Origin of the sequence: Mucilaginibacter sp. (genome assembly GCF_028287845.1) — a bacterium.
Classification (GTDB): Bacteria; Bacteroidota; Bacteroidia; order Sphingobacteriales; family Sphingobacteriaceae; genus Mucilaginibacter.
Genome location: NZ_JAQBOW010000137.1, coordinates 1 through 7,755, shown reverse-complemented (window position 1 = coordinate 7,755; position 7,755 = coordinate 1). Strand labels below are relative to the sequence as shown.

Below are 7,755 nucleotides of genomic sequence, written 5' to 3'. Positions count from 1 at the left end.
TAACTACGAAAATACAGAAATCAAAACTTTTTTACGATATAAATATAAATTTTTGGTATTATCTCAAAAAATCACAGAATAAATGTATATTAATTTTGAATTTCATAAAATTTAGATAATTTGTATTGAAATATCATAAATTACATGACTTACATTATAAAAATCGACAGTAATTATATGTATACAATTATCAGACAAAATTTGCATTTGAACCAAAATTTGAAAGCAAAATGCTACTACATAAGTTTTGCACTAACCATATTTAATTTCTTACAACCAGGACACTCAATACATTATCGTCAACGGCATTAAAAACAGATTTAGTAATTTAGCCGAAATTTATAACGAATGCCTGTAAAAAATAAAGCTGTTTTTTTAGATCGTGATGGTGTACTAAACCATGAGCAAGGAGATTATATTCGCCGCGTAGAAGATTTTATAATACTTGATAATTTTGATGCCTTAAAAACCTTGCAGGATAAGGGCTATCTGCTTTTAGTAGCTACCAATCAGGGTGGTTTAGCCAAAGGCTGGTATACCGAAGATGAACTGGGCAAAATGCATAAAATGTTAAAAGAAACTTATCATGACCACGGTGTTGAAATAACAGACTTTTTCTACTGCCCGCATCACCCGGATTTTACCGGCGACTGCGATTGCCGCAAACCCAAACCAGGGCTATTGATACAGGGGATAGAAAAGTATAATCTTGATCCATCAAAATCATATTTCATAGGTGATAGGGAACGTGATGTAGAAGCGGGCACTGCAGCAGGAGTTAAAGGTATATTAATTGATAGCGACCAGCCTATAAGCACAGTATTAGATTTGATTGATTAATTCTATGAGATTTAACATCTACCTAAAACATCTGGATACCTTAATAGCAGCTATTGTTGGGTTTTACGCTGTTCACCTATTTACTAAATATAGTGGCGTTGGTATCTCGCCCGATTCTATAATGTATGCCAGCACCGCAACCAATATTCAAGCGCATGGCTCGCTAATAACTTTTAACGAAACCCCGTTGGTTTTTTTCCCCGTTTTCTATCCGTTCTTTTTAGGAGTGATACAATTTATTTCAAGGATTGATCCTATTACTGCTGGGCCGGTTATAAATGCCTGCCTGTTTGCATCGGTAATATTTGTAAGTGGGTGGATGCTATCAAAATTTATAGCGCACTCTAACATTTATAAATGGTTAATACTAATAGCCATTATACTAAGTCCTGCCCTGTTAGAGATCTACAGTTTTTTATGGTCAGAGACCTTATTTATATTAGAGGTAATGCTGTTTATTTTAGCATATCATCATTATCTGCAAAAACATACTACTAAAGCACTGGTATTGGTAGCTTTAGTTGCTGCAATAAGTTGTATAACGCGCTACGCCGGAATCACACTAATTGCCACAGGTGGGCTGTTGTTATTGCTTGATAATAAATTAACTATTCCGGTAAAGATCAAACATATCTGCCTGTTCAGTTTAACCTCATCATCATTGCTGATTAGTAATTTAGTATTTAATCGTTTAACTGTGGGCTTAAGCACAGGTACACGCGAGCCTTCTATAACGCCACTCAACGAAAACTTATATTATACAGGAACAGTATTCAACGACTGGGGAGCTCTTGGCAATTTTGCAGATCATTATGCCATACCTGTTACTGCTATAATAATACTTGCCTTAATAGCACTTTTAGTATGGAAAGTATATAAGGGTAAAATTAACAGTTATGAAAATGTAGTAATAGCCTTTACAATAGTTTATGGCCTTTTCATCATATTATTAGCCACGTTTTCTCGTTTTGAGCGCATTAACAGCAGGTTATTATCGCCAATGTTTATTCCTTTATTAATAAGCTGTACCAGTTGGGTACCTGATATATTGGCGATAATAAAAAACAAATCAAGATATGTTTTAGCCGGTATGGCAATTGTTTTAATGCTGGCTTTTGAATATTCGACATTAAAGATTGACTTAGATCGTTATGACGATGAAATGGATTACGGCGTACCCGGCTATTCTGACGATAGCTGGAACAAATCGGAATTTATTAAATATTTAAAGGCCCATAAAACAATGTTTAAACCGGGCATCCCTATTTATACGGATGCTAATGAGGCTGTATATTTATTTACCGGAATGCCATCAGAGTTAATTCCACATAAATTCTTTCAAAAAGATGTAAATAAGTTCTACTCCAAAAAACGTTTCTATTTAATTTGGTTTGATAATTTATATAATAAAGAGTTAATTAGTCTGCAGGATATTACCACCCATAAAAAACTGGTAAAAATAGGCGAAGCCAAACAAGGCGAGATATATTTATGCGATGAAAAGTAAGGTAACGAACTTATTATTTTGTTTTTAAAAACAACTACCTATATTTGCAGTGCTTATCTATAGTTACGCTATATAAAAATGGGACTTTTAAAACTACATCATCTTCATTTGAACCATCACCACCATGTGGTGATAAGATAATGTATGTTTCTACGCGAAATAACAACCCCCGTTTATAATTTTTATTATAGTACCTTAAATACAATCAGTGAAAACACTTAAAATAGCGATCCAGAAATCGGGTCGGCTCAACGAAAAATCCGTTGAATTATTAAAAAATTGCGGCTTAAATTTCGAAAATTATAAAAGCTCGCTTATATCTCCCGTGTCTAACTTCCCGCTGGAAATTCTTTTTCTGCGCGATGATGATATCCCTGAATATGTACAGGATGGTATTGCCGACCTGGGCATTGTAGGCGAAAACGTAATAGAAGAAACCGAAGTTGCTGTAAGTTACCTGCAACGTTTAGGATTTGGCAAATGCTCATTAAAAATCGCCATTACCAATAACAGCGATGTTAAAGAACTAAAGGACCTAAACGGAAAATCAATAGCTACCACCTACCCTGTTATATTGGGTAAATTCCTGCAAAAACAAAACATACAGGCTGACATACGTACCATTTCGGGCTCTGTAGAAATATCTCCGGGCTTAGGGTTAAGCGATGCCATTTGCGATTTGGTATCAACAGGCGGCACGTTAAAAAGTAATGGTCTAAAACCATTTGCTGACGTAATGGCATCCGAAGCACTACTAATAGGATCAAAAGGCAGCGAAAACAGCGATTTGGTACAAGAGTTGATACAACGCATACAATCAGTATTACGTGCTAAAGAGACGAAGTACGTGGTATTAAATGTGCCGAAAAATAACCTAGCGGATATACTGGCATTGTTACCGGGCGTAAAAAGCCCATCAGTTTTGCCATTGGCAGAAGAAGGCTGGGTAGCAGTGCACACCGTAATACCAGAGCGTGATTTCTGGGACCGTATAAGCCAGTTAAAACAAGCCGGCGCACAAGGTATTGTAGTAATGCCGATTGAGAAGATAATATTATAACCCCCCACCCTCCTAAAGGAGGAGCAAATTGGGCAAGGTTATATTTTTTATAAATGATTTTAAACACTCCCCCTTCAGGGGGCTGGGGGGTTATGAAGACATACAATTATTCAGACTTAAGTAAAATCGATATCACCAAACTGGTTCAACGTAATGTTGACCCGGCTAACGAGATACGCGCTATTGTTGAGGACGTTTTAGCAAACGTTCAGCAAAATGGCGACCGCGCTTTGTATGATTATGCCGAAAAGTTTGATAAGGTTACTTTAAGCAAGCTCTATTTGGATAAGGCAGAGTTGGAAGAGATTGCTTCTACTGTTCTTCCGGAACAAAAACTGGCTTTAGAGATTGCTTATAATAATATATATGGTTTTCACCAGGCGCAGTTAAAGGCCGAAGATAAGGTAGAAACCATGCCCGGTGTAACCTGCTGGCGCGAATTAAGGCCAATTGAAAAAGTTGGTTTGTATATCCCCGGCGGTACGGCTGTTTTGCCAAGCACGTTTTTAATGCTGGGTATCCCCGCACGCATTGCAGGATGTCATGAAATTGTGGTTTGCTCACCTCCGCAAAAAAACGAGAAGGTTAACGCGTTCATCGCTTATGTTGCTTTGCTTTTAGGTATTGATAAAATATTCATGGCGGGTGGCTCGCAAGCTATCGCGGCTATGGCTTATGGTACAGAAAGCATCACTAAGGTTGATAAAATCTTCGGCCCCGGCAACCAGTTTGTAACCAAGGCTAAAACCATCATACAATCAACTACTACAACCGCTATTGATATGCCTGCGGGTCCTTCAGAAGTTTTGGTAATTGCCGATGATACCGCCACACCGGAATTTATAGCAGCCGACCTGTTAGCGCAGGCTGAGCATGGCATTGATAGTCAGTCTATATTGGTTACTACATCGGCACAAATAGCGAAAGATACACTGGCAGAGGTTGAAAAGCAAACTGCTGTTTTGCCCCGTGCAGAAATTGTAAAGCAGGCACTGGCAAACTCTTACATCATAATAACCAATACGTTGGATGAGGCCATGCAGTTTAGCAACCAATACGCGCCCGAACACCTGATACTGGCAACTGAGAATTGGCAGCAAATAAGCGACAAGATTATTAATGCAGGCTCGGTATTCCTGGGTAATTTAACGCCGGAGAGTGTGGGTGATTATGCGTCAGGAACTAACCATACGTTACCAACAAGTTCGTATGCGAGGGCTTATTCGGGTGTATCGGTTGATTCGTTTGTTAAAAAAATAACCTTTCAGCATATCACTCCCGAAGGCATTAAAAACATAGGGCCGTCGGTAGAAATTTTGGCGGAGTTGGAAGGGTTGCACGCGCATAAGAATGCGGTGAGTGTGAGAATGAAAGATAACTAATAAAAACACTTGTCATTCTGAGCATACCGAAGAATCTTATACATCATACTTGTCAGGTCGACAAGATGCTTCGTACCTCAGCATGACAAAACAAATAAGACCATGTTTAACATAAACAACATACTTAGAGAAAATATTAAAAACCTAACCCCCTACTCTTCTGCGCGCGATGAGTTTCAGGGTGAGGCCAGCGTGTATTTGGATGCGAATGAGAATGCTTTCGGTTCGCCATTGGATGAGCCGTATAACCGCTATCCCGACCCATTACAATATGATGTTAAAAAACGCTTAAGCGAAATTAAGGGCGTACCGGTGCGTAATATATTTTTAGGCAACGGCAGCGATGAAGCTATTGATATCCTGTTCAGAAGCTTTTGTAACCCGGGAGTGGACAATGTGATACTGGTACCGCCAACTTATGGCATGTACGAGGTATCGGCAAATATTAATGATATCCAAACCAAAAAGGTATTATTAACAGAAGATTTCCAATTGAATTTGGAAGGAATAGCCGAAGCTATAGACAAAAACACTAAGCTTATTTTTATCTGTTCGCCCAACAATCCCACAGGCAACTCCATTAACCGGGATGATGTAGAAACTTTGCTGAACAATTTTGATGGAATTGTTGTGGTTGATGAAGCTTATATCAATTTCAGCAGGCAAAAAACGTTTATACAGGAGTTAACAGAATATGCTAATTTGGTAGTGTTACAAACGCTATCAAAAGCGTGGGGCCTTGCCGGTTTACGTATAGGTATGGCTTTTGCCAGCGAGGAGATCATCGAGGTGATGAATAAGGTTAAGCCTCCATATAACATTAATGAATCATCGCAGCAATTGGCATTAAAAGCTCTCGCTAATGTTGACCAGGTAAACGGCTGGATAAAAGAGACTTTGTTACAGCGTGATAAGCTGGTGCTTAATTTAAAGGACCTTGATTTTGTGCTGGATATTTACCCGTCAGACGCTAATTTTATTCTGATTAAAACAACAGATCCCATGGGAATTTATAACTTCCTGGTACAAAAGGGTATAATTGTACGAAACCGTTCGAAAGTTGATCTTTGCGAGGGCAGTTTACGGATTACCGTTGGCACACCTGCCGAAAATGAAATATTGATTGAGACTTTAAAAAAATTCAAATGAGCAATTTGCAAAAAATACTTTTTGTTGACCGCGACGGCACCATGATAACAGAGCCGGTTGATGAGCAGATAGATTCATTTGAAAAACTGGAGTTTTACCCCGGCGCTATAGAGTATCTATCGAAAATTGCCACTGAACTTGATTATGAACTGGTAATGGTAACCAACCAGGATGGTTTGGGTACAGCTTCTTATCCCGAAGATACTTTTTGGCCGGTGCATAACTTCATCCTAAAAACATTTGAAAATGAAGGTGTAAAGTTTTCGGCTATATACATAGACCGTACATGGCCCGCAGATAACGCCCCTACCCGCAAACCGGGCACTGCGTTATTAACACAGTATTTTGACACCAATAAATACGATCTTAAAAACTCTTTTACCATTGGCGACCGTAGAAACGATGTGCTTTTAGGTAAGAATTTAGGCGCAAAAGCTATATGGCTAAATAACCATTCAAACTTAGGTGGTGGTGAGTTTAAAAACAATGACGATATAAAAGACACCGTAGCTTTAGAAACTACCGACTGGAAAAAGATATACGAGTTTTTAAAACTGGGCGAACGTGTCTTTGAAAGTAAACGCACTACTAAAGAAACCGACATCTATGTAAAAATAAACCTGGACGGTACAGGCGAAGCCAAAGTATCAACCGGTTTGCATTTTTTCGATCATATGCTTGATCAAATTGCGCGTCACGGCAGTATCGATCTGGAAATAACAGCTAAAGGCGATCTGCATATTGATGAGCATCACACCATTGAAGATACCGGAATTGCTTTAGGCGAGGTTTTTGCTGCAGCATTGGGCAACAAAAAGGGCATTGAGCGCTATGGCTTTTGTTTACCAATGGATGATTGCCTGGCACAGGCAGCCATTGATTTTGGCGGCAGGAACTGGTTGGTTTGGGATGCTGAATTTAAACGCGAAAAAATTGGCGAAATGCCTACAGAAATGTTTTACCACTTTTTTAAATCGTTTAGCGACGCGGCAAAGTGTAATTTAAATATAAAGGCCGAGGGTCAGAATGAACATCATAAAATTGAAGCTATATTTAAAGTTTTTGCCAAAGCAATAAAAATGGCCGTAAAACGTGATGTAAACAATATGGTTTTACCGAGCACAAAGGGCTTACTATAACCCCAGCCCAAAAAAGGGTGCAGGAGAACAAATAAAAATGGCGATTAACGAGCAAGAAAATAAACTAAATGCTGTTTCTTCCCCTTCAGGGGGGCGGGGAGTTGGGATTATTTTATACGGCGCCGGCAATATATTTTCGCTAACCGCTGCTTTAGAGCGACTGGGGATTGCCTATGGCATGGTAAATACCGAAGCCGATTTAGTACATTATGACCGTTATATTATTCCCGGAGTTGGGCATGCCGGTGCAGCCATGAAAAAATTGCAACATACCGGTTTGGTACCCGCAATAAAGGCACTTAAAAAACCTACTTTAGGTATTTGCGTGGGTATGCAATTGCTTACCTCATACTCAGAAGAGGGGGATTCTGACCTGTTAAGTATCTTCCCGATAAAGACTTTAAAATTTGCCGCCAGCCCCGATCATAAGGTGCCGCATACCGGTTGGAACCGGGTATTTACCGAAAAGGAAAATCCACTTTTTAAAAATATTCCTGCCGGTTCACATTTTTACTTTGTACATTCATACTTTATTGAATATAATAACGTACATACTTTAGCTGCAACAGATTACAGTATTAAATTTTCGGCATCAATTTGGCAGGATAATTTTTACGGTGTGCAATTTCACCCCGAAAAATCAGGCGTTTTTGGCGAAACATTATTAACAAATTTCTC

7 protein-coding genes are annotated in these 7,755 nt (G+C 38.9%); all 7 read left to right on the top strand.

Annotated elements, in window-relative coordinates; translation table 11 throughout:
• Positions 1-348 precede the first annotated feature (348 nt).
• Positions 349-840 (top strand): HAD family hydrolase, encoded by a 492-nt coding sequence (locus JWP71_RS13625; RefSeq protein WP_299500952.1) that lies wholly within the window; start codon positions 349-351, stop codon positions 838-840.
• Between the two features lie 4 nt (positions 841-844).
• Positions 845-2,347: a hypothetical protein gene (locus JWP71_RS13620; RefSeq protein WP_299500950.1), complete on the top strand. Its 1,503-nt coding sequence runs from the start codon at positions 845-847 to the stop codon at positions 2,345-2,347.
• A 208-nt stretch (positions 2,348-2,555) separates the two neighbouring features.
• Positions 2,556-3,407: an ATP phosphoribosyltransferase gene (hisG, locus tag JWP71_RS13615; RefSeq protein ID WP_299500948.1), complete on the top strand. Its 852-nt coding sequence runs from the start codon at positions 2,556-2,558 to the stop codon at positions 3,405-3,407.
• 53 nt (positions 3,408-3,460) lie between these two features.
• Positions 3,461-4,789: a histidinol dehydrogenase gene (gene hisD, locus JWP71_RS13610; protein WP_299500946.1), complete on the top strand. Its 1,329-nt coding sequence runs from the start codon at positions 3,461-3,463 to the stop codon at positions 4,787-4,789.
• Between the two features lie 102 nt (positions 4,790-4,891).
• A complete protein-coding gene (gene hisC / locus JWP71_RS13605; protein WP_299500944.1) occupies positions 4,892-5,938 on the top strand; it encodes a histidinol-phosphate transaminase in 1,047 nt (348 codons plus the stop codon).
• On the top strand, positions 5,935-7,077 hold the full coding sequence (gene hisB, locus JWP71_RS13600) for a bifunctional histidinol-phosphatase/imidazoleglycerol-phosphate dehydratase HisB (RefSeq protein WP_299500942.1): 1,143 nt from the start codon (positions 5,935-5,937) through the stop codon (positions 7,075-7,077). Before hisC ends, hisB begins: the two co-directional genes overlap by 4 nt.
• A gap of 37 nt (positions 7,078-7,114) precedes the next feature.
• The coding region (gene hisH / locus JWP71_RS13595; protein WP_299500940.1) for an imidazole glycerol phosphate synthase subunit HisH at positions 7,115-7,755 on the top strand (641 nt) is incomplete at its 3' end.